The organism is Bradyrhizobium sp. 604_D8_N2_3, from assembly GCF_051810765.1.
GTDB lineage: Bacteria > Pseudomonadota > Alphaproteobacteria > Rhizobiales > Xanthobacteraceae > Bradyrhizobium > Bradyrhizobium barranii.
Genome location: NZ_JBPWPM010000002.1, coordinates 113742 through 138597 on the forward strand (window position 1 = coordinate 113742; position 24856 = coordinate 138597).

At 59.9% G+C, this 24856-nt stretch carries 30 protein-coding genes and 5 pseudogenes; 18 read left to right on the forward strand and 17 right to left on the reverse strand.

The features are described 5' to 3' along the window. Positions 1 to 6: 6 nt before the first annotated feature. Entirely contained in the window at positions 7 to 498 is a 492-nt protein-coding gene (locus AB7245_RS45310) for a hypothetical protein (RefSeq protein WP_439035835.1), read from the reverse strand. Between the two features lie 290 nt (positions 499 to 788). Next, positions 789 to 1874 (reverse strand): DUF2235 domain-containing protein, encoded by a 1086-nt coding sequence (locus AB7245_RS45315; protein ID WP_439035836.1) that lies wholly within the window; start codon positions 1872 to 1874, stop codon positions 789 to 791. Positions 1875 to 3135: 1261 nt separating this feature from the next. Between AB7245_RS45315 and AB7245_RS45320 the strand changes: the two genes are divergently transcribed. Together AB7245_RS45320 and AB7245_RS45325 are read left to right on the forward strand one after the other, a co-directional pair. Then, positions 3136 to 3327: a hypothetical protein gene (locus tag AB7245_RS45320; protein WP_439035837.1), complete on the forward strand. Its 192-nt coding sequence runs from the start codon at positions 3136 to 3138 to the stop codon at positions 3325 to 3327. Then, entirely contained in the window at positions 3324 to 3620 is a 297-nt protein-coding gene (locus tag AB7245_RS45325; protein ID WP_439035838.1) for a hypothetical protein, read from the forward strand. Before AB7245_RS45320 ends, AB7245_RS45325 begins: the two co-directional genes overlap by 4 nt. A 23-nt stretch (positions 3621 to 3643) precedes the next feature. Here AB7245_RS45325 and AB7245_RS45330 read toward each other — a convergent pair whose 3' ends face one another. The 4 genes from AB7245_RS45330 to AB7245_RS45345 form a co-directional block, all read right to left on the reverse strand. After that, complete coding sequence (locus tag AB7245_RS45330) at positions 3644 to 3796, reverse strand: hypothetical protein (protein WP_439035839.1); 153 nt, start codon at positions 3794 to 3796, stop codon at positions 3644 to 3646. Between the two features lie 57 nt (positions 3797 to 3853). Next, positions 3854 to 4054: a hypothetical protein gene (locus AB7245_RS45335; protein WP_439035840.1), complete on the reverse strand. Its 201-nt coding sequence runs from the start codon at positions 4052 to 4054 to the stop codon at positions 3854 to 3856. 286 nt (positions 4055 to 4340) lie between these two features. Continuing rightward, entirely contained in the window at positions 4341 to 4577 is a 237-nt protein-coding gene (locus AB7245_RS45340; RefSeq protein WP_439035841.1) for a hypothetical protein, read from the reverse strand. Between the two features lie 685 nt (positions 4578 to 5262). Next, positions 5263 to 5457: a hypothetical protein gene (locus tag AB7245_RS45345; protein WP_084795114.1), complete on the reverse strand. Its 195-nt coding sequence runs from the start codon at positions 5455 to 5457 to the stop codon at positions 5263 to 5265. A 433-nt stretch (positions 5458 to 5890) separates the two neighbouring features. On the opposite strand from AB7245_RS45345, the pseudogene AB7245_RS45350 reads away from it, so the two are divergent. The 7 genes and pseudogenes from AB7245_RS45350 to AB7245_RS45380 form a co-directional block, all read left to right on the forward strand. Further along, positions 5891 to 6043: pseudogene (locus tag AB7245_RS45350) on the forward strand (transposase); the annotation flags it as partial. Continuing rightward, a complete protein-coding gene (locus AB7245_RS45355) occupies positions 6010 to 7077 on the forward strand; it encodes an IS3 family transposase (RefSeq protein WP_439035842.1) in 1068 nt (355 codons plus the stop codon). The pseudogene AB7245_RS45350 and the gene AB7245_RS45355, both read left to right, overlap by 34 nt. A 411-nt stretch (positions 7078 to 7488) precedes the next feature. Next, positions 7489 to 7815: a hypothetical protein gene (locus AB7245_RS45360; RefSeq protein ID WP_439035843.1), complete on the forward strand. Its 327-nt coding sequence runs from the start codon at positions 7489 to 7491 to the stop codon at positions 7813 to 7815. Between the two features lie 2 nt (positions 7816 to 7817). Then, positions 7818 to 8739: pseudogene (ligD, locus tag AB7245_RS45365) on the forward strand (non-homologous end-joining DNA ligase). Between the two features lie 181 nt (positions 8740 to 8920). Then, the gene (locus AB7245_RS45370; protein ID WP_439035844.1) at positions 8921 to 9379 is read left to right on the forward strand and encodes an Hsp20 family protein; all 459 of its coding nucleotides are present in this window, start codon (positions 8921 to 8923) and stop codon (positions 9377 to 9379) included. Positions 9380 to 9450: 71 nt separating this feature from the next. Next, positions 9451 to 9771, forward strand: coding sequence for a hypothetical protein (locus tag AB7245_RS45375; RefSeq protein ID WP_439035845.1), 321 nt, complete (start codon positions 9451 to 9453; stop codon positions 9769 to 9771). A 15-nt stretch (positions 9772 to 9786) separates the two neighbouring features. Next, entirely contained in the window at positions 9787 to 10008 is a 222-nt protein-coding gene (locus tag AB7245_RS45380) for a hypothetical protein (protein ID WP_439035846.1), read from the forward strand. Positions 10009 to 10182: 174 nt separating this feature from the next. Here the strand turns inward: AB7245_RS45380 and AB7245_RS45385 are convergent, their stop codons facing one another. The 4 genes and pseudogenes from AB7245_RS45385 to AB7245_RS45400 form a co-directional block, all read right to left on the reverse strand. Then, positions 10183 to 10554, reverse strand: a complete 372-nt coding sequence (locus AB7245_RS45385; protein WP_439035847.1) for a ParB/Srx family N-terminal domain-containing protein — start codon at positions 10552 to 10554, stop codon at positions 10183 to 10185. A 1247-nt stretch (positions 10555 to 11801) separates the two neighbouring features. Then, a complete protein-coding gene (locus tag AB7245_RS45390; protein WP_439035848.1) occupies positions 11802 to 12737 on the reverse strand; it encodes an alpha/beta fold hydrolase in 936 nt (311 codons plus the stop codon). A 303-nt stretch (positions 12738 to 13040) separates the two neighbouring features. Further along, positions 13041 to 14479 (reverse strand): annotated as a pseudogene (locus tag AB7245_RS45395) (IS1182 family transposase). A 450-nt stretch (positions 14480 to 14929) separates the two neighbouring features. Continuing rightward, the gene (locus AB7245_RS45400) at positions 14930 to 15253 is read right to left on the reverse strand and encodes a DUF6894 family protein (RefSeq protein ID WP_439035849.1); all 324 of its coding nucleotides are present in this window, start codon (positions 15251 to 15253) and stop codon (positions 14930 to 14932) included. A gap of 35 nt (positions 15254 to 15288) precedes the next feature. Here AB7245_RS45400 and AB7245_RS45405 point away from each other — a divergent pair, with 35 nt between their 5' ends. The 4 genes and pseudogenes from AB7245_RS45405 to AB7245_RS45420 all read left to right on the forward strand — a co-directional run bounded on the left by AB7245_RS45405 (position 15289) and on the right by AB7245_RS45420 (position 18091). Next, a complete protein-coding gene (locus AB7245_RS45405) occupies positions 15289 to 15465 on the forward strand; it encodes a DUF2934 domain-containing protein (protein WP_439035850.1) in 177 nt (58 codons plus the stop codon). Between the two features lie 1110 nt (positions 15466 to 16575). Beyond that, positions 16576 to 16933: pseudogene (locus AB7245_RS45410) on the forward strand (hypothetical protein); the annotation flags it as partial. A 4-nt stretch (positions 16934 to 16937) separates the two neighbouring features. Then, positions 16938 to 17174, forward strand: coding sequence for a hypothetical protein (locus tag AB7245_RS45415; RefSeq protein ID WP_439035994.1), 237 nt, complete (start codon positions 16938 to 16940; stop codon positions 17172 to 17174). 620 nt (positions 17175 to 17794) lie between these two features. Further along, the gene (locus tag AB7245_RS45420; protein ID WP_439035851.1) at positions 17795 to 18091 is read left to right on the forward strand and encodes a hypothetical protein; all 297 of its coding nucleotides are present in this window, start codon (positions 17795 to 17797) and stop codon (positions 18089 to 18091) included. An 8-nt stretch (positions 18092 to 18099) separates the two neighbouring features. On the opposite strand, the gene AB7245_RS45425 is transcribed toward AB7245_RS45420, so the two are convergent. Next, a complete protein-coding gene (locus AB7245_RS45425; protein ID WP_439035852.1) occupies positions 18100 to 18330 on the reverse strand; it encodes a hypothetical protein in 231 nt (76 codons plus the stop codon). A gap of 115 nt (positions 18331 to 18445) precedes the next feature. Between AB7245_RS45425 and AB7245_RS45430 the strand changes: the two genes are divergently transcribed. Both AB7245_RS45430 and ligD (AB7245_RS45435) read left to right on the forward strand, forming a co-directional pair. Continuing rightward, entirely contained in the window at positions 18446 to 18793 is a 348-nt protein-coding gene (locus AB7245_RS45430; RefSeq protein ID WP_439035853.1) for a hypothetical protein, read from the forward strand. A 2-nt stretch (positions 18794 to 18795) separates the two neighbouring features. Next, a complete protein-coding gene (gene ligD, locus AB7245_RS45435) occupies positions 18796 to 19716 on the forward strand; it encodes a non-homologous end-joining DNA ligase (protein WP_439035854.1) in 921 nt (306 codons plus the stop codon). 767 nt (positions 19717 to 20483) lie between these two features. On the opposite strand, the gene AB7245_RS45440 is transcribed toward ligD (AB7245_RS45435), so the two are convergent. Next, entirely contained in the window at positions 20484 to 20639 is a 156-nt protein-coding gene (locus AB7245_RS45440; RefSeq protein ID WP_439035855.1) for a hypothetical protein, read from the reverse strand. A 124-nt stretch (positions 20640 to 20763) separates the two neighbouring features. On the opposite strand from AB7245_RS45440, the gene AB7245_RS45445 reads away from it, so the two are divergent. Beyond that, positions 20764 to 21063 carry a hypothetical protein gene (locus AB7245_RS45445; RefSeq protein WP_439035856.1) on the forward strand — a complete coding sequence of 100 codons (300 nt, stop codon included), beginning with the start codon at positions 20764 to 20766 and terminating at the stop codon, positions 21061 to 21063. Between the two features lie 164 nt (positions 21064 to 21227). Here the strand turns inward: AB7245_RS45445 and AB7245_RS45450 are convergent, their stop codons facing one another. The 4 genes from AB7245_RS45450 to AB7245_RS45465 all read right to left on the reverse strand — a co-directional run bounded on the left by AB7245_RS45450 (position 21228) and on the right by AB7245_RS45465 (position 23226). Beyond that, the gene (locus AB7245_RS45450) at positions 21228 to 21437 is read right to left on the reverse strand and encodes a hypothetical protein (protein WP_439035857.1); all 210 of its coding nucleotides are present in this window, start codon (positions 21435 to 21437) and stop codon (positions 21228 to 21230) included. 417 nt (positions 21438 to 21854) lie between these two features. Beyond that, entirely contained in the window at positions 21855 to 22121 is a 267-nt protein-coding gene (locus tag AB7245_RS45455) for a hypothetical protein (RefSeq protein ID WP_439035858.1), read from the reverse strand. A 394-nt stretch (positions 22122 to 22515) separates the two neighbouring features. Then, on the reverse strand, positions 22516 to 23007 hold the full coding sequence (locus AB7245_RS45460; RefSeq protein WP_439035984.1) for a transposase: 492 nt from the start codon (positions 23005 to 23007) through the stop codon (positions 22516 to 22518). A 27-nt stretch (positions 23008 to 23034) separates the two neighbouring features. Then, positions 23035 to 23226 carry a hypothetical protein gene (locus AB7245_RS45465; RefSeq protein WP_439035859.1) on the reverse strand — a complete coding sequence of 64 codons (192 nt, stop codon included), beginning with the start codon at positions 23224 to 23226 and terminating at the stop codon, positions 23035 to 23037. A gap of 70 nt (positions 23227 to 23296) precedes the next feature. On the opposite strand from AB7245_RS45465, the pseudogene AB7245_RS45470 reads away from it, so the two are divergent. Further along, positions 23297 to 23449 (forward strand): annotated as a pseudogene (locus AB7245_RS45470) (transposase); the annotation flags it as partial. Beyond that, a complete protein-coding gene (locus AB7245_RS45475) occupies positions 23416 to 24483 on the forward strand; it encodes an IS3 family transposase (protein WP_231142186.1) in 1068 nt (355 codons plus the stop codon). The pseudogene AB7245_RS45470 and the gene AB7245_RS45475, both read left to right, overlap by 34 nt. Before the next feature lie 4 nt (positions 24484 to 24487). On the opposite strand, the gene AB7245_RS45480 is transcribed toward AB7245_RS45475, so the two are convergent. Beyond that, positions 24488 to 24814: a hypothetical protein gene (locus AB7245_RS45480; protein WP_439035860.1), complete on the reverse strand. Its 327-nt coding sequence runs from the start codon at positions 24812 to 24814 to the stop codon at positions 24488 to 24490. Between the last annotated feature and the right edge of the window lie 42 nt (positions 24815 to 24856).

The window sequence follows — 24856 nt, forward strand, 5'->3', positions numbered from 1 at the left end:
GAACCATCAGTGTGGGGCATCGCCGAACCGGGCCACGCTGTGGTCCAGCCCCGTACCGCCCACCGTCGCTGTCAGCGGCTCGCAGGCGCCGCTATCGAGAACGGCTGCAGGTGCAGTGGCGTCAACCGGAAAAAAACGCGCTGTGCGGGCTCTGAGAGGCCGACGCGCCGCAGCCGTGGTCATGCTGCGGGACCGGTCGCCGCAGCCGATTGTGCCGCAGCGCCGGCTCGGGCGGAGGCGCTCCAGCATGGCGGCCCGCTGCACAACCTCCCGTGCGAGGCGCCGGCTCGCGACCTCGTTCATCGCACGGAAGGTCTCCGCGCGGCGGCGCTCGCGGTCGGCCAGCGGCCTCCACGGAGCCGCCGACGGCTGGCGCGCGCTAGGAGCACGCGCCTCAACGTTGACTACCTCGGCATCCGGCAGCAGGCGCTCGACCATAATGCCGAGCACCTCGGCGTTGCGCGCGACGGCGCGGGCGAGTTCGCGCTTCGTCGGCATCACCAGTTCTCCACGATCGCGGTCAGTGCCTTAGCGCCGCGACGATGGCGGCGCTCGCTACCCTGGGCGAGGCTGGCTTCGATTGGCCGGAATTGGCGTTGCAGGGGAACGGGAGGCGTCTGACTTTCAAGCTGAAAACGAGGATTCGATCCCGTTGCTCTCTTCAGCCTTCGCTTGGACAGCGAGTGAAAGCTGCCACGCCGTAGCCCGCAGCGCGAGGGCAGTAAGCCATCGCGGTCCTGAAGGGGCGAAGGCGTGCCCGTGGCCACGAGCTTCGGTTCCCGGCAGGATCAGATCACGAAATCTCCGTGCTGACTCCCGGTGAGAGAAATCCCCGCCCAGGCTTGCAGGTTCACAGGGCGATAGCAGCTTGAACGGCGCCATCGATCGAAAACGGTCGCATCGATCACTTGCCGGATGTTTGGGCTTCGCCCCGCGGTGCCCTTGTCGCCGATGGGTCGGTAGTAACGAGGGCTCACGAGCCGATATGTGCCTTTCAGAAACCGACTGTACGTGTCGTGAAGTGGCTGCAAGTGCTCATCACCGTTTAGTGCGAGTTGTTTCGTGAAACGCAGTCCAGCCGAGGCCGCTTGCTGTTGCATCCAGCACAAAGGCACATGAGAAACGGCGCCGCCGGGGTGCCCACCACCCACATCGCAGTGATCGCCAACGAACCAGCGCTGCTCGACATCCACTCGCTCAGTATGATCTACGGAAACCTCAAACGGTTCGTTACGATATTCGCGCCGGTGCTCATCGATAGCAATCGCCTGACGAACGTGTCGGCAGACGTTCGTGCTCATGATGTGGTGAAACAAATTCTGGGAGCGGCTGAGTCCTCTGATCTCGCCCCACGGTAAGTCGGCGTAGCGAACGGTGTCCCAAATTCCAAGAAACTGCACTTGGGCAGCAACGGTCCGTTCCAGAAAAACAGTTTCAGGATGTGAAGTTTCATTTTTCGCAGATCGCTCAATATTTCCTCGCGTTGAGAAAAGATCAGTGCTGTGGTATCGCTCGAACAGAGAGGCCACTTCATCAGGCGTGCCCTTGCGGGCAATGCCGCACCGTTCGATGAACCCGACCAGGGAACGGGCCTCAAAGGCACCTCTGCTGAAACCGAAGATGAAGATCTCATCACCTGCGGCATAGTTCTTTGCAAGCCATAGATAGGCTCTTCTAATCCGGTCATTGATGCCCTTGCCGAAAGCGCCGCGGAGCCGGCTATTCCACGTCGTCCCGACTCCGACGATATAAGTCGTACGTTGCTCGACATCGGATTTACTGTCGAGATCGACAAGCCTGAGCAGCCGGGACACATTGGTGTCGCTCGTGGGAATATTCCATGTCCCGTCCATGAAAATCGCCAAACGCTTCATGAAACTACCCTCTCTGCTGCAAACACCCTATCATTGAGCGCCGACGCAAGGCGCATCGTATGTTCGGCTTAGGACTTGTTGTCCATGGTGGCTCCAGGCACTAGACGTCGCAAGAATGTTCTTGAAGCAGGACGCAAAACGGAATGACCTTCGAAGTTGGAGACAGTTCGACGTGTACTCGTCGCTCAGCTTCACCTGTCAAGCTCCGTCTCCCGGATCGAATTTAATCGCTCGGCAGAAATCCAACTCGACTGCCACATTTGCAGGCGGACCGGACGAACCGTCGTTATGAATGTTGACGAAAAGCTATCATACTGTCGGAAGACGCATCATCCGTATCCGTCGTGTGACCGGTGTTTCCGTATCCGCCGAGCAACGATCGGGCGGGGTCCTTGTCCGCGGCGAGTATGCGATGGAATACAAGTTTGCGAAATTCCGCGACGAAAAGTACGGTCGATTGGAGACGCCCACTCCATTGCGGTATTGGCGACGATTGGGCTTCACTCTTTCCTGTCGGTGCGGAAACAAGAATACGGTCTCTATCCAGCCCAACCAGTCGCGACGCAATAGCGACCGAATGCACCAGCGATGACACGAAGATCTTGAACCCTTTTCGGAGCCGAGGGGACTACCCTGATGATCTTGAGGGTACGGTTCTATGACTGCTATCCATATCGTCGGCTGGGTTTTGTTGGCAGCGGTGCTGGTGGCTACGCTGAGCGCAAAGAAAAGGCCGTTGGGTTGAGCGCCTGCATTGCCTAAGGCGTTACCAAGGCAGCTTAGCGATCGCGTAGGCAACAAACGCGAGACGCGCAATCCAAGCGAACGACACGCACCAAAACCTAACCGCACGATACGGGCTAACGCCCCGCGTAGCACGGGTCACAACGATAGAATCATCCATACCAACCCCAAAGCACTGAAGATCGACAGCACAACAAAGCCGAACCGATAAGTTCGTTCCGCCCAATTCATAAGCGTCCCCTGCTCATGCAACCTGTAGTGATTTTCCATATCGTGCTTGGTTGTTTGGGAAAAGGAAGAAACTTTGACCTAAGCGCATTTTTTGGCGGACCGTGGCCCGCTCAATTTAAAAACGGCCCCGGCCATGGCGGCTTTTGAGGTGTTGAGGCCGGGGCCGTTGGAGGCGACCTTGGCGGTAATGGGGTCGCCAGGTGGTGACGAGCATAGGAAAAACCGGCAATCAGTTCTGTCCACTTGTGCCCAAAGCGGTATCTCGTCGGGAACGGAACCGATCGCAATGGAGGACATGCAGGCTCAGTTGGAAAAGCTCCGCACGGATGCTGCCGAGTGCGCCTTGATCCGCGATCTTGCTACTGAACCCAAGAAGCGAGAACTGTTCACAAGGCTGGCCGAGCATCTGAGAGTTCTGGCCGACGAGGTTGAACACGCCATTGCCGCCGCGGGACCCGAGCTGAAGCAGAAGGAATGACCGAACGAGGCTGGGGTCGGCGTTTCGAGGATCCGATCAGGATCGGCGATCGCGTGCTGGTGACGCTGCTCGATGCCGGCGAGTACATCGCCGCGTTACCGAAGAAAGAGCACGCCGCGCCGGAATGGCAAGCGGCGATGGAAGCCTTGATCCTGGTCGCTGAAGGCGGCGGCCCGACGATGTTTGCCCGCATCGGAGTCATTCGAGCATTGAACCGACACTACATCCCGGAGTTCAACCCGAAGGGAAAGGAGCCCCATTGGGGCCGGCGCAAGCTCAAGAGGGATCAATAAAGAGGCCGCCAACTGAGGCGGCCTCATTCCTTGGCTTTGAAGTCTCGAATTTGCTGCTCTAGTTCCGCTGTTGCAAGGCGCATGTTTTCAACCGACACGGGGTCGAAATACTGATGCGCCAGCTCGCAATATTGGACGAGCCTGGCTTCTAGCTCTGGCTTGGTGACGGGCTCCATTCAGATAAGACCGGCGGCGGGGCCAAAGGTTGCTAGCCGCCGACATATTACGGGAGTTTATTCTTGGGGTCGTAGCCCGGGCGACCTGAGCCACTCGCTCATGTGCGAGCCGGTCTCAGCCTGTCTGGCTTTGCGGATGAGGTCCTCTCGTTGAGAACCGTGAGGGAGGGCTTTAGCTTGTTCGCGAAGGCGCTTCGCTTCTTGGGCAAGGCGTTCTTCCAGCGACACGGTTTGCGTGAAACGACGGCGCTGTCTCATGACACAACCTCGTCTTTACGGGTCCTAACCGCAGGGTTTGAGTTCCCAGCCTTCTAATATGCAGACGGGCCAACTTCAGTTCCAAAGCGAAACTTTTCAATTCAAGCCGCTGTGAGCGCCCGGCCGCCGATCCAATTGCGGATTAGAGCGCCGGGAGTGCTAGGCCCGCCAGCGTGGACCGGCGGGCCTCGTGCCTCCGCTTCAACTGCCGGCGGTGTGCCGCCAGCTGGCGCCCCCGTGCGCTAGCTGGCGGCTCCCCACACTCACGCGCTCTCGACGAGCCACTTCACGCCCTGCCGCCTGCCGGATATGCTCGGGTGAACTCTCCTTGGCGCTTGATGCGGTCGTAACGAAACGTGCAGCCATGCGCGCGGGCAAAGACTCCTGCCTCTGCAATCGCGAGGGCACGCGTGCCGCCGAACGTGCGCTCAATGTATCGGTCGCGAACTATCAGCCGCTCGTCCATCGCGATAACATCCAAAACACTCGCTATTCGAAGCAGGTAGTCCTCGCGCGTTTCCATGAAGGCCCGCCGTCTGCTACTAGATCGCCGGCCGGACGATCTGCGGCTGTCCGATTTCGAGCCGCGGTTCGTCTGCCAGGGTTGCGGCAGTCGCGGCGCCGAGGTTCGGCCGGATTTTGAACGTGGCAACCCGCAGCTCGCAATCATGGGGTACCGAAACACGCAATGACCAAGGGCTGGGGGCGGCTTTTCGAGGAGCCGATCGAGGTGGACGGCCGCAAGCTGGTGACCCAACGCCCTCTTTTACGACCAGTGAGGAGCGACGATTGCAGCCATGCTGAACGCCACAACGCAGGCGGCGGCCAGGGACCACAGTGCTATGGCGATCTCTCTAGGCATGCGTATTGAACGACACTCTGTGGAACGGGTTCCTAAGTGGACGAGACCGCCAACTCAGACGGCCCGACACCAGCCGTAAGTCTAGCGCCGGGCCTAACCGGGCGGCGTCGGGGAAGCCAACCCCGCGGGGCTGTTCACTACCCTACGCTCGCTTTATCGCCCGCACCGTAAATTTCGTGAGAGCTTCAACCGTCCGTTGAGGCTGTAGACCCCGAACTAAGCGGAAGCCCGTGGGCCCTCTCGAGACTGGGCCGCGGGAAACTTTAGGGGCCTTGTGCTTGGGGTCCAGGGCCCGCCAGCGCGAACTGCGCATACGAAGAGGCCTCCAACTGGGAGGCCTTAACTTTCAGGTGGGGACTCTTAGACCGGGGGACCGCAGCCACTCGCTGATGTGCGAGCCGGTTTCAGCCTGCCGTGCTTTCCTTTCGACGGCTTCGCGCAGATTGCCATGCGGAAGCAATTCGGCTTGTTCATGCAGGCGCTTCGCCTCTTCGGCGAGACGTTCTTCGAGGGATTGGGTTTGCGTGAAATGCCGACGCATGGCGCTGCTCCTATCTAGAGGAGGCGGGAGCGCTAATGGCGTTCTCATCACCGATGAAAGCCAGGGCCGCGCGGTGATAAGGTGGAGGGTGGCACATCTTTGTTCCCCGTGATGGTCAATATTGCTCACCTCCGAGGCCCGCCAGCGTGAACCGGCGGCGAGGAGATCGCCAACTGAGGCGGCCTTACTTCTTTTGCTCGGGATGAAGCGCAGCCCTTTGGACTTGCATCTCCTCAATGAGCTTTTTGATCCCGTCATGTGCTAACTGATCGTTTATTCGAGTCGCATGACGACGGTAGCGCTCGATCTTTCCGTCCAGTTCCTTGCACTTGTCGCACATCATCATTCCGCATTTGCGCTGGATGGGCGGTGACCTGCCCCTGCCGATTTCCTCCAGTTGAAGTTAGAGTCCGGCCTTCTGAAGGACGGACAGATGAAGCGAGCCAGGTTTACGGAAGAGCAGATTATTGGCGTGCTGCGTGAGCATGAGGCGGGTGCGAAGGCTGCCGATTTGGCGCGGAAGCATGGCGTCTCTGAAGCGACGCTGTACAATTGGAAGGCGAAGTTCGGCGGTCTGGACGTCTCCGATGCCAAGCGGTTGCGGCAACTCGAGGACGAGAACGCCAAGCTGAAGAAGCTGCTGGCCGAGCAGATGCTGGATGCTGCAGCGCTACGCGAGCTTTTGTCAAAAAAATGGTAGGGCCCGTCGCCAAGCGCGAAGCCGTCGCGCACCTGCAGGCCGTCATGGGTCTGGCGGAGCGGCGGGCCTGCGGCATCGTCGGCGCTGACCGCAAGATGGTTCGGTACCGATCGTGCCGACCGCCGGACACCGAACTACGCGGCCACTTGCGCGAGCTTGCTAATGCCCGTCGGCGGTTCGGCTACCGCCGGCTGTTCGTGCTGCTTCGCCAGCAGGGCGAGCCGTCCGGGCGGAACCGGATCTACCGTCTGTATCGAGAGGAAGGCCTCAGCGTGCGCAAGCGCCGGGCCCGCCGCCGCGCCGTGGGCACCCGAGCGCCGATACTGGTCGAGGCTCGGCCGAACGCCCGGTGGTCGCTGGATTTTGTCCACGACCAGTTCGCCAGCGGCCGTCGCTTCCGGGTCCTGAATATCGTCGATGACGTGACCCGGGAATGTCTGGCGGCCATCCCCGACACCTCGATCCAGGGGCGGCGGGTGGCACGCGAACTGACGGCGCTGATCAATCAGCGCGGCAAGCCGGGCATGATCGTCTCCGACAACGGCACCGAGTTCACCTGCAATGCCATGCTGGCCTGGTCGGAGGAGAACAAGATCGACTGGCACTTCATTGCGCCGGGCAAGCCGATGCAGAACGGCTTCTGTGAAAGCTTCAACGGCCGGATGCGGGACGAGCTTCTCAACGAAACCTTGTTCTTCGGCCTCGATCACGCCCGCGCCAAGATTGCGGATTGGGTCGGCGACTACAACGGCCAACGCCCGCATTCCTCGCTCGGCTATCTGACCCCTGCGGCCTATGCCGCCTACCTCACCGCAACGTGCGATCGGCTGCGCAACCCCGACCAGCTCCGCCGATCGCACGTTGCTCACACCGCGCCAAACGGCGCAACATCCGCCGAGACTCTAACCGCTACTGGGTGAAACTTCAGGGGCAGGTCAGCGGTCCCCAATGACCGTCCTCAAAGTTAGACGGCCAAGCTGTCGATTTTGTTCATCTATCGAATTAGGACACCCCCAAAATCAACTTAGGACACCGGAGCTTAACCACGGACAGCTCCCCTTTTTCAGGGGGACCGTTCAGAGGAACCGCAAGGGCGGCGAATGTTTGAGTCGTCGCTGGCTCGCCGCCGAGCTGGCGGAGCGGCCCCGGCCTACCCCCTCGACCCCTGAAGCCGGTGCCTGTGAACTAAGAAGCTTCCTATTCAGACCGTCGCACTGTTGTGCCAACTCTGATCCAACTGCGTACGCACAGCGACAGGAACGAATCGGCCTTCGTCAAATTGAATCCCGGTTCCGTTGCGTGAGCTGCTTATGCGTCAATCCCGATGGCTTATGTCGATCGCCCCGAACGGTGACGAGACTATCTACTCGGTCACAAGCAACTTCGGCCGCAACGGCAAAGCCTGGCGCGAAGCAGACTTTGAGAGGGCGCTGGAAACCGTCATCCAAGATCTGCTTGCCGGAGAATATCGCAAGCCGATCCGGATAGTCGCCATCAACACGGCCGAACGCTGGTCGGAAGATGTTTCCGAGGACATAGCTCGCGAGATCCGGCGTCGTTGCAATCTGCAACTGAGCGACGTGCCTTCGCACCTGCAGGAGTTTGTGGATCGCTACTCACCACAAGACATGCAGCAATTCAGTCTTCACCTGGTGTAGCGATGGCCTTCCAGCGGAAAAAGCCTGAAGCGCTGGGCGTCAAGGCGCCCTTCCCCGGCTTCATCGAGCCGGCCCTGGCAGCCTCGATCGACCGCGTGCCATCCGGCGAGCGTTGGATTCACGAGATCAAGTTCGACGGGTATCGCGTCCAGGTGCATCTCGCCAACGAAGCCGTCACCGTATTCACCCGCCGCGGGCACGACTGGACCAAACGCTTCAAGAAGGTCGCCGACGACGCCTGGCACATCAAGGCGAGCTCGGCCATCATAGACGGCGAGGTCGTGGTGCCGGCCGCCGATGGCAGCACCGATTTCTCCGTCTTGCAGAACGAGCTAAAGGGCACCTCGACTAAGATCGTGCTCGTCGTCTTCGACCTGCTGTATCTCAACGGCAGGGACATCCGGAAGGTGCCGCTATTCGAGCGCAAGGCGGCGCTGAAGAAGATCATCACCGGCAGCGACCTACAGTTAAGCGATAGCTTCGAGATCGATGGCCCCGAGATGTTCACGCACGCCTGCAAGGTGGGGCTCGAAGGCGTAGTCTCGAAGGTGCGTGACAGCATCTACGCCAGCGGCCGGGGCAACAATTGGGTCAAAAAGACATGCGCCCAACGCGAGACCCTAACAATTGCCGGCTTCGCGCTCGACGAGAGCAAATGGGACGGTATTTATCTCGCGAGGCGCAAGGGCGACCACCTAATCTATGCCGGCAAGGTCGACCATGGCTTCGACAAGACATCGGCGGCCGAGCTGCGGCGGCGCCTCGAAACCGCTGGTCCGTAAGACACAGCCCTATGCCAAGGGGATTGCGCACAAAGGCATCTGGGTCGAACCGAAGCTACTTGCTGAGATCGAATACCGAGCGAAGTCGGCCGAGGGGAAGGTGCGGCATCCGTTCTTCAAGGGGTTGCGCGAGGACCTGTAACGGCGCGGCGATCGGGGGCAAAATTTTTTCAGCCCCCTCTTGAAACCAAAACGCGCTTTGCTAATTTTTATGTCGCCATCCGACGATGGCGTCCGGGCGCCTTATGGGTCCGGGCCAAGAGATGGGCACCGGTTGTGTCCGGTGCCGCTCGTAGACATTTTGCTCTTAGGAGGATCTGGCTATGCGCACCTACGATTTCGCCCCGCTCTGGCGCTCGACCATTGGTTTCGACCGCCTCTTCGACCTCGCGGAAACCGCTCAGCGGGCCAGTGAGGACAATTACCCGCCCTACAACATCGAACGTCTCGCCGACGACCGCTACCAAATTTCGCTGGCGGTTGCGGGTTTTGCACCCGACGACATCGTCATCACCGCCGAACAGAACGTGGTGACGGTCGAAGGCAGCAAATCCGACAAGACCGAGCGTGATTTCCTCTACCGCGGTATCTCAACCCGCGCCTTCAAGCGCCAGTTCAACCTCGCCGAATATGTCCAGGTGAACGGCGCCGCGTTCCACAACGGCTTGCTGACCATCGAGCTCGTTCGCGAAATCCCGGAAGCCATGAAGCCCCGCCGGATTGCGGTCGGCGATGTCTCGGCCAGCAACATGCGGAAGCTGGAAGCCAAAGCCGCCGCGTAGTAGAGGCGCCATGGAGCCGCGCTGCAAGTCGTGCGGCTCCCATCCAATTCGTCAACGAAAAGGAGAGGACCATGCGGCCGACGACCGCTGACGACAACGTTTTCGATTTCCACGCTCCTCTTCATCCCGGCACGGTGTTTGAGACACCCAAAGACGTCGTGGATCACCCGGCCCTGACGTTGGCCGAGAAGCGCGCAATTCTGGCTTCATGGGCGTCCGATGCATCTGCGATAGCCTCTTGCCCGTCCATGCGTGCACCTGCCGGGTTCAAGAAGCCGGTGTCGATCGACGAGATCTTGGACGCGCTGTGCACCCTGGACGGAGGTTCTCGAACGCCACCCGGTGGAAAGCCTTACCGCCTCCGTTCGACTGCACGTGCGGCCGCGGCGTGAAGTTCGGAGCCTCAGATGACAACGGACGAAAAACTGGCGCGGCTTCGCTTCCATCGCAACAATGTCCACCGCTACCGCCGCCTGCTGAGCACTCGGCTCTCAGATCTTGAGCGCGAGTTCTTGATCAAACGCCTCGCGGAGGAGCAAATCGCTATTGATGCGCTATCGACGACGACTTTCCCATTTTCCTTGAATCTCGACGGTCCAACCCCCGGTGCAGCATCCAGGGTGGCTTAGCTTCCATGCTGGAGCTTATGTTGATCGCGAATGGCGAGTCTGCGACTATTCTGGCACTGTCCTAGGTAAGGGCCGTGAACGAACGCGAATGGCCGCGAGATATCGCGGCTACCAGGCGATGTTTCTATTGCTCGCAAGTGGAGCGCGATTAATCGATCCGGGGCCGTTAGCGCCCTAAGGTGCTTTTGCAAGAATGTCCTCCCTAACCGGCCCGCCGGGCAGCGCTTCGTCCCAGCCGGCGTTCAGGGGCAGCGCGTTGTCGGCGATGGTGTAGGCCCGGATTTGAGCCTCCGTCCAGCCGCGCGCGACCATGACGGGGATCTCGGGGATGCCGAGCTGCTTGGCCGCCTCCAGGCGGGCGTGCCCGGCGATCAGCATGCCCTGTTCATCGACAAGGACCGGCGTGGTCCGGCCCCACTCCTGAATAGATGCGACCAGTTGCGCTACCTGCCCGTGAGTGCGTGCGCGTGTTGTTGGGGTAAGAACGCAGCCTGTCCACGGCCACGCGCTGGACGTTGTCCGCAGGCCATTCCACGGCCAGTCCAATAGGATGCGTCATGGCGGCCGTCCTTGTTGTTAATGTGAGCCGCCCCGGGGCGGTTTCAATGGGCGACAAGCACCGACGCGGCCTGAAGTATGCTGCCGCAGTGCGAATGTCCGCTCTGCCCCCGGGAGCGGAAATGGTTAGTTCTCCCTCGCTAGTCAGCTAAGGGCCGATATTGTTGCAAAAGTCGATTTTCGCCGATGACCAAAATTCTGCGGGCCGTGGGCGCGACTTTCGCGTACAAGATGCGAGGGACCTCACGGCCTCACGCAAAATTCACAGGCGACTTCGGTAGCGCGATTGAGGTCATACGAATCAGCGATCGCTCGCTGCTTAGTGTTTTCGCGAAGAATCTTGAGCCCTGCAACTTTCGACTTTTGCAACACAATCGGCCAAGAACGGAAGTCACGGACGCGGTCGCCGCGTCACTCCGGAAGCGCTGGTTTGGGAGGCCGTCGATAAACATCTGAGCCTCCCATCGTCCGCCGCGTGCCATCCATTTTGCAAACTGGGAGCAGCCGGGCTGCCGTCTCCCTGCTTCTGCTTCGCGCCCAAGCCCATTGGATGATAAAATTGGGCTCCGAACACCATATGAAGTAGTCCGGCAGTGACCGTTCCAGATTTCGCACGCCACGCTAGTCATCGTTTGGCTGTACATTTCACGTGGTAAACTCGATAGCCGCACATTCCTCCGTCCCCGCGCTCTTCCATCGGAGCCGTAAATTCGAACTTTTCGCATTGCGCTTTGATGTAATTTTCGACGTTTACTCCACACCTCACGAATTGCGCAGTGCGTCTGTCGCAAAAATAATGTTCTCCTATACAGACATCAAAAGTCGTCTCAGGCGCCGGTGGCGTACTCGGAGTCGGGGGAGTTACTACAACGCCCTCGTTTTCTGCGGCATTGGAATGCGTGTCAGTCCAAACGGCTCCGACCAGGGCGATAAGGCCCACACCGGTGAACACAGTCTTTTTCTTTAAGGCAGACATCGCGGAACTCCCATGTTCGTACCAGAGGACGTACACTGTTCGTCGCAACTACCTTATAGATTCATTTACCACGCATTGATCGTGGCGGACAGGTTCCGGGATCGAGGCCCCGTGGAAGCATCCGAAGTCCGAAACGGGTCAAAAGCAGCAGTGGACGCCAATTTGGATCGGCGTCCGGTTTGCCCCTGACAGCCGACATGACACGCGCTCAATCGACCTTCGGTTAATGGCCAACAGCAGACTCATGCACCGCAGCGTTTCAGTGCTTTGCAATGAATGCGAGGACCCTCTCATTGAAGGCTTGGGGGTTTTCAACCTCCATCTGATGAGATGCCGCCGGAATCGTTGCACGTTCTACGCTCGGTAAGCAGTGCTCCAGCATGTCGTTGATGACATGGAACCTCTTAGGACTGAGCTCCCCGTCGATGACCAAGGTTGGCGCTTTCACCTTCTGCACATCCTCGCATGTGGTGGGCGGGAAGAGGTTTCGGGATGAGGTCTCGCCTTTTAGTCCTTGGGCATTGTCCATGAGGCGCTTCAGAACGGGAGGTGGGAGTTTCTCGTACGAACCCTCGCCCAACACGCCGTTCGTAAATCGACGCACTCCTTCTTCGTCATTCCCCTGCTTGAATGCTTCGCTCGAAGCGATTGATGTAGCGATAGCAGCGGCAAGAAGAGCTTCTCCTTCAGGTGTGGTTCTTAGTAACGGCATTATAGGCGGTTCGCCCAGCGTCAGACTGCGAATGACCTCCGGGTGATCTCGTGCAACCAGGAACGCAATAAACGCCCCGAACGAATGACCAATGAGATGAATCGGGGGCAGATTAAGTGCCTTGATGAATGCAGCCAGGTCTCTTGCATGTATGGTGACAGAAAAATCTGTTGCATCTTTGGACCATTCATTTGGATAGTGATACCGACGACTGTACGAGATTAGTCGATATCCCTTCGAGAACGCCTCAAGCTGTCCATCCCAGGTACGGTAATCCTCCAATGTGCCGTGCACCAACACCACTGGAGTTCCTTGCCCGAGTTCAATGTAATGCAGTGTAAGGCCATTAACTCGCGCCTCTTTTGTTTTCATCTCCGAAGAGGACGCGCCCTTCTGCTGCGCGAACGACGGACACGCGGCGAGGAACATGGCTGCTACCGATACGAGGACGATGTGCTTCAAGAGGAGCGTTCTCGGCTGCATATCACTCTCCTGCTGTTGTGATACGTGTCGGGCGCTGGCGCCCACGGCCCTGCGATGGGGAAGTCACGCTGGCAAGAAGGAGACGTCAATTAATTGAAGTGCGATGCCCGCCGACGGTACGCTAGCGTACCGCGGTCCCATGCAAAGACTTAGGACGTCCGCTTCCGGAGCTAGGCTAATTCTAGCCGATTTCACTGATCTGAAGAATGGTTTTTCTGCTCGACAGATGTCTCAAATGGATCTTGGCCGTGTAAAAACGGTTTCACGGGAGGTCGGTTCTGAGAGTTAGGTGCCGAGGACGTTTCAGGCCGTGATCGCAGCGATTAGCCGCTTGGTTCCGATGATGTTCATGACCCGTGTCAGATTGTAGGCCAGGACGGAGAGTGCCATCTCAGCGGCGACCTTCGGAAGGGTTTTGGTGAGGAAGTGCGTCGCTCCCATGCGGGCCTTCATCGTGCCGAACGGATGCTCGACTGTCTCGCGACGCTGACGCATGGCTTCTGGGTTCGCATCAAGGCGTTGCTGCACCGCGTCGAGCAGATGCTCATACACCCATCGCGTAATCCGCCGCTCCGGTCCTGTCGTGCATTGGGATTTGAGTGTGCAATTTGAACAAGCAGTGGTCCAGTAGCGCCGCAGCATCTTGCCGTCTTCTTCGTTCGTATAGCGATATGGCAGCCGCTCCCCAGCTGGACAGCGATAGACGTCCTCCTCCCGCTGATAAGCGAAGTCCTGCTTACCGAAGCGCCCTTCCGATTTGGCACCCGACGTCATCGGCTTGGGCAGAGTCACCGTGATGCCGGCCTCGTGGCACGCGAGGATTTCTGAGCTGCTGAAGTAGCCGCGATCGGCTACGGCCTCGAGCGTCTCGGTCCGGAGCACGGCCTTGGCCTGCTTGGCCATATTAGCAAGTTGTGCTCGATCCGAGCCGCGGTTCGTCACCTCGTGCGTCACAATCAGATGATGCTTGGTATCAACGGCGACCTGCACGTTGTAGCCGACGACGCCGGAGCCGCGGCCGCTCGTTGCCATCGAACGACTGTCGGGATCGGTCAGGGAGATTTGCTGATCAGACGAGGCAAGCATCTGCTCCTCGTGGACAACAAGCTTGGCCATTTGCTCTTTCAACTTCGTCAGCTTCTCGGTGAGCCTCGTCACCTTCGCGGCCAATGCTTCCGTCGGTTCCTGCCGGTCGGCCGCATCGAGTTGGCTCAAATAGCGCGCCACGCTCTCCTCCAACTGGGCCCGCCGCCGCTCCACCTTTGCCCGGGTCAAGTTCTTGTCCCGGTTGTTTACGGCCTTAAACTTGCTGCCATCGATGGCGACGCTCGCCGTCGTGAGAAGGCCCATCTCACGGCAGAGCTCGACGAAGCGCGCGCAGACCTTACCAAGTGCTGGACCGTTATCCTTGCGGAAGTCCGCAATCGTCTTGTGATCGGGAGCGAGCCGACCCAGTAGCCACATGACCTCGACATTGCGCCCGGCCTCGCGTTCGAGCCGACGGCTCGACTGCACCCGGTTCAAATAGCCGTAGATGTACAGCTTGAGGAGGAGCGAGGGGTGGTACGATGGCCGGCCAGTTGCTTCGGGATCGATCCCGCCGAACCCAAGCTCGGCCAGATCGAGTTCATCGACGATGACGTCGATGAGACGAACTGGATTGTCCCCGCCGATCCAGTCTCCACGCATTCAGGAAACAGCGTGCTCTGCCCACGATCCGCACCCTCAATGAAGCGCTTCATCCGAGACCCCCGCAAATCGCGCGGGAATCATACCGCGAGAATCACGTCAAGCGCCGCGTTTTTACACAGCCAGGGTCAAAAGGCGAAATGCTCAAATTGCCTGCGTAAGTCTGCTTTGCCTCCAGAAGCGGTCATCCATCCATGCATTACTGTGCCGGCTTCGGCGAAATGATCCACGAGCCCGGTCTCGTACAGGCTGAACCGTCGACCCCCCGCAAACGAGTGGACGACGGGCGAGCCGCTCAGGCCGGGACCGTATTGGCGAGCTCCTGGGCAGCGTCGGAATTGGGCCGGGGCCGAGCTCGATCTTTTTTAGGCGGGACGTGCTGAGCTCAGGCCGGTTCAAGGCTTAGCAGCGACGCCCCCGAAGCACGCGGCGCGCGAACTACGCAGGTCAGGATCAGACCCAAGAACGCCGGCAAACCGTGTGGAAACGCGGGGCTCTGGGCCTCACTCTGGCACTTCAGCTTGAATGCGCAGGACGTAAAGCGTGTTCTGAAACTCGTCCGTCACTTCCATCTGCCAGTCTCGTCCCGGCGTCAGCTTCCCATCAATGCCTTGGAGCATCTGTCCGGCCGTTACAGTGGCCTCCTTCCACGCTGCATGCTTGTCAGGAAGTTCTTCACCCTCGTGGTCGATCTCGTCACGCACGTGCTTGATATGAAAGAAGTATCTCGGCATGAGCAGAAAATGCAGAGCCGAAACTTTAGTTCCATAAGTCGCTATCGCTGTCGCGTCGCATCGCTGGTTCACTGAGTGCAGGAACTTCGACACCTCGCCCTACGTTTTCCCGGAAAGGGAGATCTCAGATGGCGGGTATGACCGAGCAAGATATCAGGAATCGAGCTTACCTTCTTTGGGAGAAGGCGGGCCAACCAGCGAGGCAGATGGACACCTTCTGGTACGAGGCTGAGAAGGAGCTTATCGCCGAGCGCACAGAGCAGGGCGACGTGCCCTCCTACTTACCCAACCTGGCGGCTAGCTGAGCTTCGCAGTCATTGTTAAGAAACAGCGGCCCCTAGCTGTATCCGATGTACAGCCGGATCGGGACGTAGCCCAGACGATACCGTAGGCAGCAGCGGTGCAGGCCAAGGCTCGCGCCCGATGATCTCGTAGGCGCTCACGCGCGTCGGCCATTGCGCCAGCGATAGCCGTTCCACGCGCGAGCACGTCCAGCCTGGATCCTGCAGGCGCGATCAAGGCGATGGTCATTGGCCAGCCTTGTCGAAGAAATGCGGGGTGGTGATCTCGCGGGGGGCTGCTCGCCCAGAAAGCCGGCGCGGTCGAGCACGAGGGAGGGACGGTCCAGAGCCGCCCCAATCTCGGCATTTATCAGGGACTGAGCGACGCGGGAGTCAAACAGAACTTTTCCGTTCAATGAAAGCAATGATTGGCTTCAGCAAAAAAGGTTGCCGAGCTGCCACCCAGACGGCAGGGAATAGTTGTTGCAGAGGTTTGCGCCGATTGCCAGTTTGCGCGTACGCGCTCACATGGGGTCGATGATGTGGAGAACGTTTCTCGCCTCAGCGGGCTCAAAGAGCCCGAGCACACGTGCGCTTGGTGTTAAGTCGTGGCAAGCATCTGGCCAGCCAGCCAAGTCTGCCATGGGTTGACTCTGCTAATCCCGGCGGAAAAAGGCCCCGCTCGGCCGCGAGCGCGAGCTCAGTCCATTCGCGCGCAAGCTTCAACCAGCCTTCTCGATCGACCTGGTCGAGGCTCCGAGCCGCCTCCTCGCGACAGGCCGTCGCCTCCGTGAAAAATTGCTGAGCGGAGGCGGCCATCTTATCGTAGTGCGACAACTTCCCGGATAGCTTGGTCTTCATCGATGCCTCGGCGCATAACCATGCAACACAGACGGTTCGAAAATCCGTGGAATTGCCACTTGTTCCCGCACCAATAAGTACGGCCAGCGCCTAAGGTCGGACACAAGCCAGTGCCCATTTTTGGAATGATGGTCCCAATAGGAACGACGAGCGCGGGCAATTATTTGAGTGGTCGCTGGCTCGCCGCCAGAGCTGGCGGAGCGGCCCCGGCCTACCCCCTTGCCCCCTTCCAGCGGGGCCGTCTCTCCGCCCCTTGCCGTATCGGAGTTGCGTATGCGTTCCTCGCCCTCGATCGTGCCGGCCGACCGCCTCGACCGCGACATCTATCTGGTGCTCGAAGACTTCGGCGGCGCGCGCTGGTTGCGCCTGGCGCGAGACCGACGATGCTGACACCGACCTCGAGGGCGTCCTGCAAAATCACCTGCCCGGCCAGTACGCCTATCCAGTCCGAATTGTATCCTTCAATCCCGTCGAGGGGTGGTCGCGGGATGCGACTTCCGAGGTCGCCGACGCACTGGCCCAGCGCGCGGCCGACACCGACGCCGAGATCTGCTCTGCACTGCAAGCCTTCATCGCCGCCAACGCCACCAGGCGCTTCGACGTACAGCTGGCGCTGCCCTGCGAGGGGTCGCCTGATGCCCACCGCGGAAAAGCCGGCGGCCGCCGGAATGACCGTGACGTGCGTCAACTGCGACGATCTCGGCTGGGTCTGCGAGAACCACCCGGACCGCCCCTGGGACGGCCCGCGCGCCTGCACCTGTGGCGGCGCCGACGCACCCTGCCCGGCCTGCCATGCTGCTGGCGAAGGTGAAGTGCCGCGCATGCCAGAAGGTTTTCGGGTCGAGGTCGACAAGGACGGCTGGCGACACTGAGGTCCTTCGACTGATGTGAGCGGCCCCAGGCGCGGACAAATAGGCCATGCATCCGCGAGACCAGACCATCTTTGCGCTGTCGTCCGGCCGTGCGCCGAGCGCGATCGCCGTGGTGCGGGTCTCAGCTATCTTCGGGGCTGGAGAGGAACGGAGACGCCGGGACCGCCACGACGCACCGGCTCGAAGTTGGGGCGCCGTGGATATTCTCCGCCCCGGGATTCATCGCAGGCTCTAACAAATGTTGAGTGTCCCAGATTAACTTTGCGGGCTTCCTCCGTTGCGCCTGTGCAACGCGATCAGAGTTCCTGCGCGGAACAGAGCCGACGAAATATTCCTGACACAAACCGCTGCTTCCATGCCTTCAACCGGGCACGGTGTTTGTATCCTTAGTTGTTTTCATTCCCGGGGCTGGCTTTGCTCGAACCAATTTTTTGACCGGCGTCGATAGACTTTGGACAGGGCCGCCCCACAAAGGCGGCCCTTTCTTCTGCGGGCTTCACACCCTATCTGCGGCCTATGCGTACCGCGTTCGAATTCTGCCTGCCGACCGCCGCCTAGACGGTACCTGGCCGGATTCGACCGGAAGTTAGGAACGGCTCCATTTGTTACAGCATTCTGTCGTGGCGCGCGTTGCTATGAATACGGGATGCCTCTTGGTTGGAAAGCCGCAGTTTCATGGACCGGTTGCAAGGGATTGCGACGAAGAAGGCTTTCGCAATTATTGCAATCTTTTGCTCGACGAATTCCAAATCCGCGTTTTCCTGAACGATGCGGAGCAGATCGAATACACTGCGGCAAATCCTGAAGAAGGGTGGGTTCGGGTGATTCCTCCGGGCAACTCGCTGTCCGCTCGTAGTACACTGAAGGGCTTTGTAGAGATCAGGATTGAGCGAACGTCCAGATCAGGGCGCACGTGAAGAGCCGCCTAGCTCTTCTTTGCCTTTTTCTTTTTGGTAGCTTTCTTCTCAAGCCGCACGCCCTTAAATTTCTTTGCAGCCTTCTTGCCCTTCGAGGGCTTCTTGACGCCCATGAATTCGCCGGACGCCTTGTCGCGCTTGGTGAAAGCGGAAGCCCCGCCCAATGTCGTCTCCGTCTGCGAACGCTTCTTGACCGCACCTTTGCGAGCATTGTCCACCACGGGCTTATTGACCGCCATGTTCCTCCCTGAGGCAACTTAGACTTGGGAATCCTGTCTTGCAGTGCCTTTTCTAACTTCAGGAACGAATCGGTCCGCGTCAAATTGAATCCGGGTTCCGTTGCGTGAGTTGCTTATGCGTCAGTTCCGATGGCTTTTGTCGATCGCCCCGAACAGCGACGAGACCGTCTACTTGGTTGCGGACAACTCCGGCCGCAATGGCAGCGCTTGGTGCGAAGCAGACTTGGAGAGCGCGGTGGAGACCGTCATCCAGGATCTGCTTGCCGGAGAATATCGCAAGCCGATCCGGATTGTCGCCTTCAACCCAGCAGAGCGGTGGTCGGAAGATGTTTCCGGGGCCATCGCCCGCGAGATCCAGCGTCGTTGCAATCTGCAACTGAGCGACGTGCCGTCTTACCTGCGGGAGTTTGTGGATCGCTACTCACCACAAGACCTGCAGCAATTAAGTCTTCGCCTGGTATAGCGATGGCCTTCCAGCGGAAAAAGCCTGAAGCGCTGGGCGTCAAGGCACCCTTTCCCGGCTTCATTGAGCCCGCGCTCGCATCCTCAATCGATCGCGTCCCATCCGGCGAGCGATGGATCCATGAAATTAAGTTCGACGGCTATCGTGTCCAGGTGCATCTCGCCAACGAAGCAGTGAAGGTTTTCACGCGCCGGGGCCACGACTGGACCAATCGTTTCCAGAAGGTCGCCAACGACGCTTGGCACCTCAAGGCCAGTGGCGCGATCATCGACGGCGAAATCGTGGTGCCCGCCGACGACGGCACGACCGATTACGCGGTGCTCATCAAGGAGCTGCGGGGCAACTCGAACAAGATCGTGCTCGTCGCATTCGACCTGCTCTATCTGAATGGCTACGATCTACGGAAGCTGCCACTCGTCGAGCGGAAAACCCATCTCAAGAAGATCATCGTCGGTAGCGACGTCCAGTTCAGCGAAAGCTTCGAGGTCGACGGCGAGGAGATGTTCGCGCACGCCTGCAAGGTTGGGCTGGAGGGCGTTGTATCGAAGGTGCGCGACAGCGTCTATGTCAGCGGCCGAGGCAACAGCTGGGTCAAGAAGACCTGCGCCCAGCGCGAGACGCTGGCGATCGCCGGCTTCGCACTCGACGGAACAAAGTGGGACGGGATGTATCTCGGCCGGCGCAAGGGCGACGAGCTGGTCTACGCCGGCAAGGTCGACCACGGCTTCGATAAGGTCTCGACGGCGGAGCTCCGGAGGCGCCTTGAGCCGTTGGTACGGAAGACCCAACCCTATGCCAAGCGGATCGGGCACAAGGGTATCTGGGTCGAGCCCAAGCTCTCGGCCGAGATTGAGTACCGGGCCAAGTCGGCCGCGGGGAAGGTGCGGCATCCCTTTTTCAGGGGGCTGCGGGAGGATTTGTGAATGTGTTCCTGTCGGCATCAAAAGAAAGGGCCCAGCGTTTGCAGCGCTAAGCCCTGAGCCTGCTGCTTCGCGCATCGTGACTTGCGGAAGGACTATATAAACGCCAAAGATGAGGCGGCGTTCCTCACGCTGTCTTAATGGTGCGGAAAGATGCACTGTGGCTCGCCACGGCTCTAACCTTTGTGCGTCGCTGGTGGGAGCGGCCCGCATCCGCGCCGCGATAGAACGGCCAAAAACGCTGGGTTTGTCGCGGCGGAAGATCCCGACAATAGTTGTCGTCGGCTCGATGACTGAACCGGTGACCCAAGACCCCCATCACGCATCCCGAAGAGATCCGTTGCCGACGCCGAGAAGCTGCGAAGAGACCGGACGAAGCTGCACGGAAAATCCTCTAGCATCGGACGAGCTGCCTCGGTCTTCGGTCTCACGAGCGTTAGCGCGGCCGTTCCGGCTGCTGGTTTTGGGGCCTGACAGTCATGTTGCTGTCGGGCATTCTGTCGCGGCCCTGATCGCCGTTGTCGTCCTTCCCGCCAGAAGTGGACGTACCGCTCCCGCTGCTCGAACCAGGGGACATACCTGTGGTGCCGCGCGGATCTTTACTTGGCGCCGCCGAGCTTGCCGCGGGGTCACCCGTGGTCGCCCCTCGTCCGCTCGGAGCGCCGGCGGACTGCGCCGCTGCGCTGGCGGTCGAAAGGACGAGCACCGCTGTTGCTATCGATAGGCGTAAGTTCATTGTGAGTCTCCCGCGTCGACTGCCATATGTGTGCCTAGTGTGTGTTGGTCTTCTGCCAGTTTTCGAGATCGAGGTCGGCTTCGTTGCGCTGCTCTTTCTCCGGATTGCCCTTCCAGGGCTTGTCCGTCTGCTTGCGCGTCGCCTCCTCGGCTTGCTGCCGCGGATCGTCTTTGGGTGTTTCTTTGCTCATATCTCTCCCGCTTACGAAAGAAAGCTTAGAGCCCACAAGCGTTCCTCGAGCGGGAACTATTTGGTTGGCCTGAATCCGGATTCTCCACCTTATAACCACCGTTGCGACTGAGTGTTTCCCGCACGTGCGCGGCATCTCGCAGTTCGACTGGCTGCACTCCGGCCAGTACAACGACGCCGCCGAGCGATACGCCTTCGACCTGATGGCCATGGACGGCGACGACCTGCGGAAGCTGCCGCTGTTCGAGCGCAAGGAGAAGCTGGCTGCCCTCCTGAAGCGCCGGCCCGAGGGCATCTTCGTCGCGCCGTACGAGCCTGGGGAGATCGGGCCAGACCTATTCGACGCCGGCTGCCGCATGGGTCTCGAGGGAATCGTTTCCAGCACCGTGAGCGTGGCCACCGGCCGCGGGTCTTTGACTGGGTGAAGGTCAAGAACCGGGCGCATCCTGCCTTAGTTAGGCCGTGAACCCATAAATCCGGGCGGACGGCTTGCCAGAGTCCGCTCTGCACCGATAGCGACCAAATTCTGCAGCGCAGCCAAATGACGCGATGGGACCAAGAGGTGACATCCCCGTCAACTATGGCGGTCTCACTGCCTCTGGATGATGTTGGGCGAGCTGGTTGGCTGCGGTGGCAACGCTTCTTGGACCTGCGCAAGGTAGGCCTTGTCGTAATATTCCAAGGCGAGGATATGCATGGCACTCGCTTTTTTTGGGTCGGATTCTGCCAGTGCAATCCGGGACGCAATTTCGGCTTGCTTCAAATAGTACTCAGCGGTCGGCACGATGGTTGTTCCCAACGACGCCCCTCGACGCACCGAATTGCAACTTGTTCCCCGGAAAGATTCAAATTAGCTCAGGATCAAAAGCGCCGTTTTGGCACTTGCCCGCGCCCTTCCTGTCTACCCCGATAATCGGACGAACCGGGTGCCGGCAGCCACTTCGCAAATGGGCCACGAGCAGCCCTCGCGGCTCGTTCCGAGCCTTGCTCTGAGTTCGTCCGACAACCGAATACGATAAAGGGCCCGCATTAGGTATCGCGGCACTGCTGACAGCAATCGGCAGAATGCTAACCGCGCTTGCTCATTGAAGTCTCAAAGAGCCCTCCAACAGATGGTCTGCAAACAAAAGTCGCGCCCAGCGGAATGGGCGCGACCTTTCTCGACGTCACCAGAATTTCTTGACGTCACCAGAATTAGTAGGAATGAGGCCATTGATTACTTTTCTTTGATAACGGTCGTACTGCTGGTGCTACCAACAGTACCTTCTTCGCAGACTTTGGTCTGCTTGATGCGATCCTCAGCTTCCACGCGCGTTTTGAAGGCCATTGGACCGATCTGCGTCACGACTTCCTTATCCGCCGGGCGCGTGGTTGTAATCGTGCAGTGCTGGCTGGGTCCTTGTACGACGTAGTACTCATCAGCCATCGCTGGGGCGGCGCATCCGATGATTAGTGCGCCAGCAAAAAAAAGGGGTGCCTTCATTGTCGCCTCTCTATTCAATTACTGCCGCATAGAGGACGAGCGCGCTGGACAGAAATCCACGTGCTACTGCGAACACGACTAGATTGCCGCTCGATCCTTTCGGCGGTTCTGTAACTCGCCCGGCAGTTCGGAGTTCCCCGATTAATGGTGCGTAAGAGCGTCGACCGTGCCGACGAGCTCGCCTGCAGTGCGCGCGGTCACCTGCGTGATTCCGATCGCAGAGGTCCGCTAAGGGTCTAAACGCCAACGGTCCCGAAACGTCAGCTTGGGGGCCTGTGTGGACGGCTCCGGGTTGGCAAGAAGAATCTTCACGTCGCAGTATTGGTCGGAGCAGCCATGTGTTCGGCCTGTTTGCGCGGCTCACATGACCGCTGGCCATAATGCCCTCCGCGGATCAGGTCCCGGTCAATAGCACGCATTCGAAGATGCTGTGGTCCAAGTGGGTTGTCCTGATCGCCGGATCGACCGGCACGAGCGCGATGGCGGCAACCTTGGTCGGTCGCCGCGCCAGCAGTCCCGTAAGCCAGGGCCGATGCCCGGTGCCATGGATCTTGGCGTAGCGGATTACGGCGAGTGCGCCAGCGGTGAACAGGCTGCGCAAATAGCGGTCGCCTTGCTTGCTGATGCTGCCAAGCCTGTCCTTGCCACCACTGGACTTCTGCTTCGGCACGAGCCCGACCCAGGCTGAGAAGTCCCGCCCCGATCCAAAAGCCTGGGATCTGCTATGCTCGCCACCAGCGCGGTTGCCAGCGCCGGCCCGACGCCGGGGATCGCATCCAGCCGCTTGCTCGTCGCATTTGATCGATGCCAGGCGATGATGCGGCGGTCGAACTCCAGGATCTGGGCCTTCAGCGCTCGCAACTGAGCGCCGAGTGCCGTAACGCAGGCGCGGGCCACTTCCGGGAGCCGGGAATCAGCTATCCGCTACGACTTCCAGAAGTTGCTCGACACCTCTGCGTCCGACGGGGGCGACGATCCCGAACTCGGCAAGATAGGCCCGGATCGAGTTGATGACGGCCGTCTGCTGGCGGATGAAGAGATGGCGGGCGCGGTGAAGCATCAGGCAGCTCTGCTGCTCGACCGTCTTGGTCGGCACAAACCGCATGTTGGGTTGACCTGCCCCTGCCGATTTCCTCCAGTTGAAGTTAGAGTCCGGCCTTCTGAAGGACGGACAGATGAAGCGAGCCAGGTTTACGGAAGAGCAGATTATTGGCGTGCTGCGTGAGCATGAGGCGGGTGCGAAGGCTGCCGATTTGGCGCGGAAGCATGGCGTCTCTGAAGCGACGCTGTACAATTGGAAGGCGAAGTTCGGCGGTCTGGACGTCTCCGATGCCAAGCGGTTGCGGCAACTCGAGGACGAGAACGCCAAGCTGAAGAAGCTGCTGGCCGAGCAGATGCTGGATGCTGCAGCGCTACGCGAGCTTTTGTCAAAAAAATGGTAGGGCCCGTCGCCAAGCGCGAAGCCGTCGCGCACCTGCAGGCCGTCATGGGTCTGGCGGAGCGGCGGGCCTGCGGCATCGTCGGCGCTGACCGCAAGATGGTTCGGTACCGATCGTGCCGACCGCCGGACACCGAACTACGCGGCCACTTGCGCGAGCTTGCTAATGCCCGTCGGCGGTTCGGCTACCGCCGGCTGTTCGTGCTGCTTCGCCAGCAGGGCGAGCCGTCCGGGCGGAACCGGATCTACCGTCTGTATCGAGAGGAAGGCCTCAGCGTGCGCAAGCGCCGGGCCCGCCGCCGCGCCGTGGGCACCCGAGCGCCGATACTGGTCGAGGCTCGGCCGAACGCCCGGTGGTCGCTGGATTTTGTCCACGACCAGTTCGCCAGCGGCCGTCGCTTCCGGGTCCTGAATATCGTCGATGACGTGACCCGGGAATGTCTGGCGGCCATCCCCGACACCTCGATCCAGGGGCGGCGGGTGGCACGCGAACTGACGGCGCTGATCAATCAGCGCGGCAAGCCGGGCATGATCGTCTCCGACAACGGCACCGAGTTCACCTGCAATGCCATGCTGGCCTGGTCGGAGGAGAACAAGATCGACTGGCACTTCATTGCGCCGGGCAAGCCGATGCAGAACGGCTTCTGTGAAAGCTTCAACGGCCGGATGCGGGACGAGCTTCTCAACGAAACCTTGTTCTTCGGCCTCGATCACGCCCGCGCCAAGATTGCGGATTGGGTCGGCGACTACAACGGCCAACGCCCGCATTCCTCGCTCGGCTATCTGACCCCTGCGGCCTATGCCGCCTACCTCACCGCAACGTGCGATCGGCTGCGCAACCCCGACCAGCTCCGCCGATCGCACGTTGCTCACACCGCGCCAAACGGCGTAACATCCGCCGAGACTCTAACCGCTACTGGGTGAAACTTCAGGGGCAGGTCAGGAGGGCTTCACGTTGGGCAGCTTTGCCGCCGCGCATGAGCTTCGCAATCCGCAGCTCGATTACGCGATTGCTTTCTAGCGCCAGGAGCATCCAGTTCAACATTGCAGTGATCCGACCTTGGTGACGTGTCCTTCTCCTACAGCGGTCACAATGCTTGAAGAAGTGATCAAGCTCCACAGGTTCGCCGGTATCTCGCCAGAACAGTCTTTTACCCATGCTGCCCGCCACCGCGAGGCGATGGTGGCCGACTAAAATGTGATCATCCGTTGCTATGGCGATGATCTCGCCGGTTTCATCAACTATGACTTTCATGCGCCGCCTTCAATGCAACGCGCCGGTGCAACCGCGACGGTA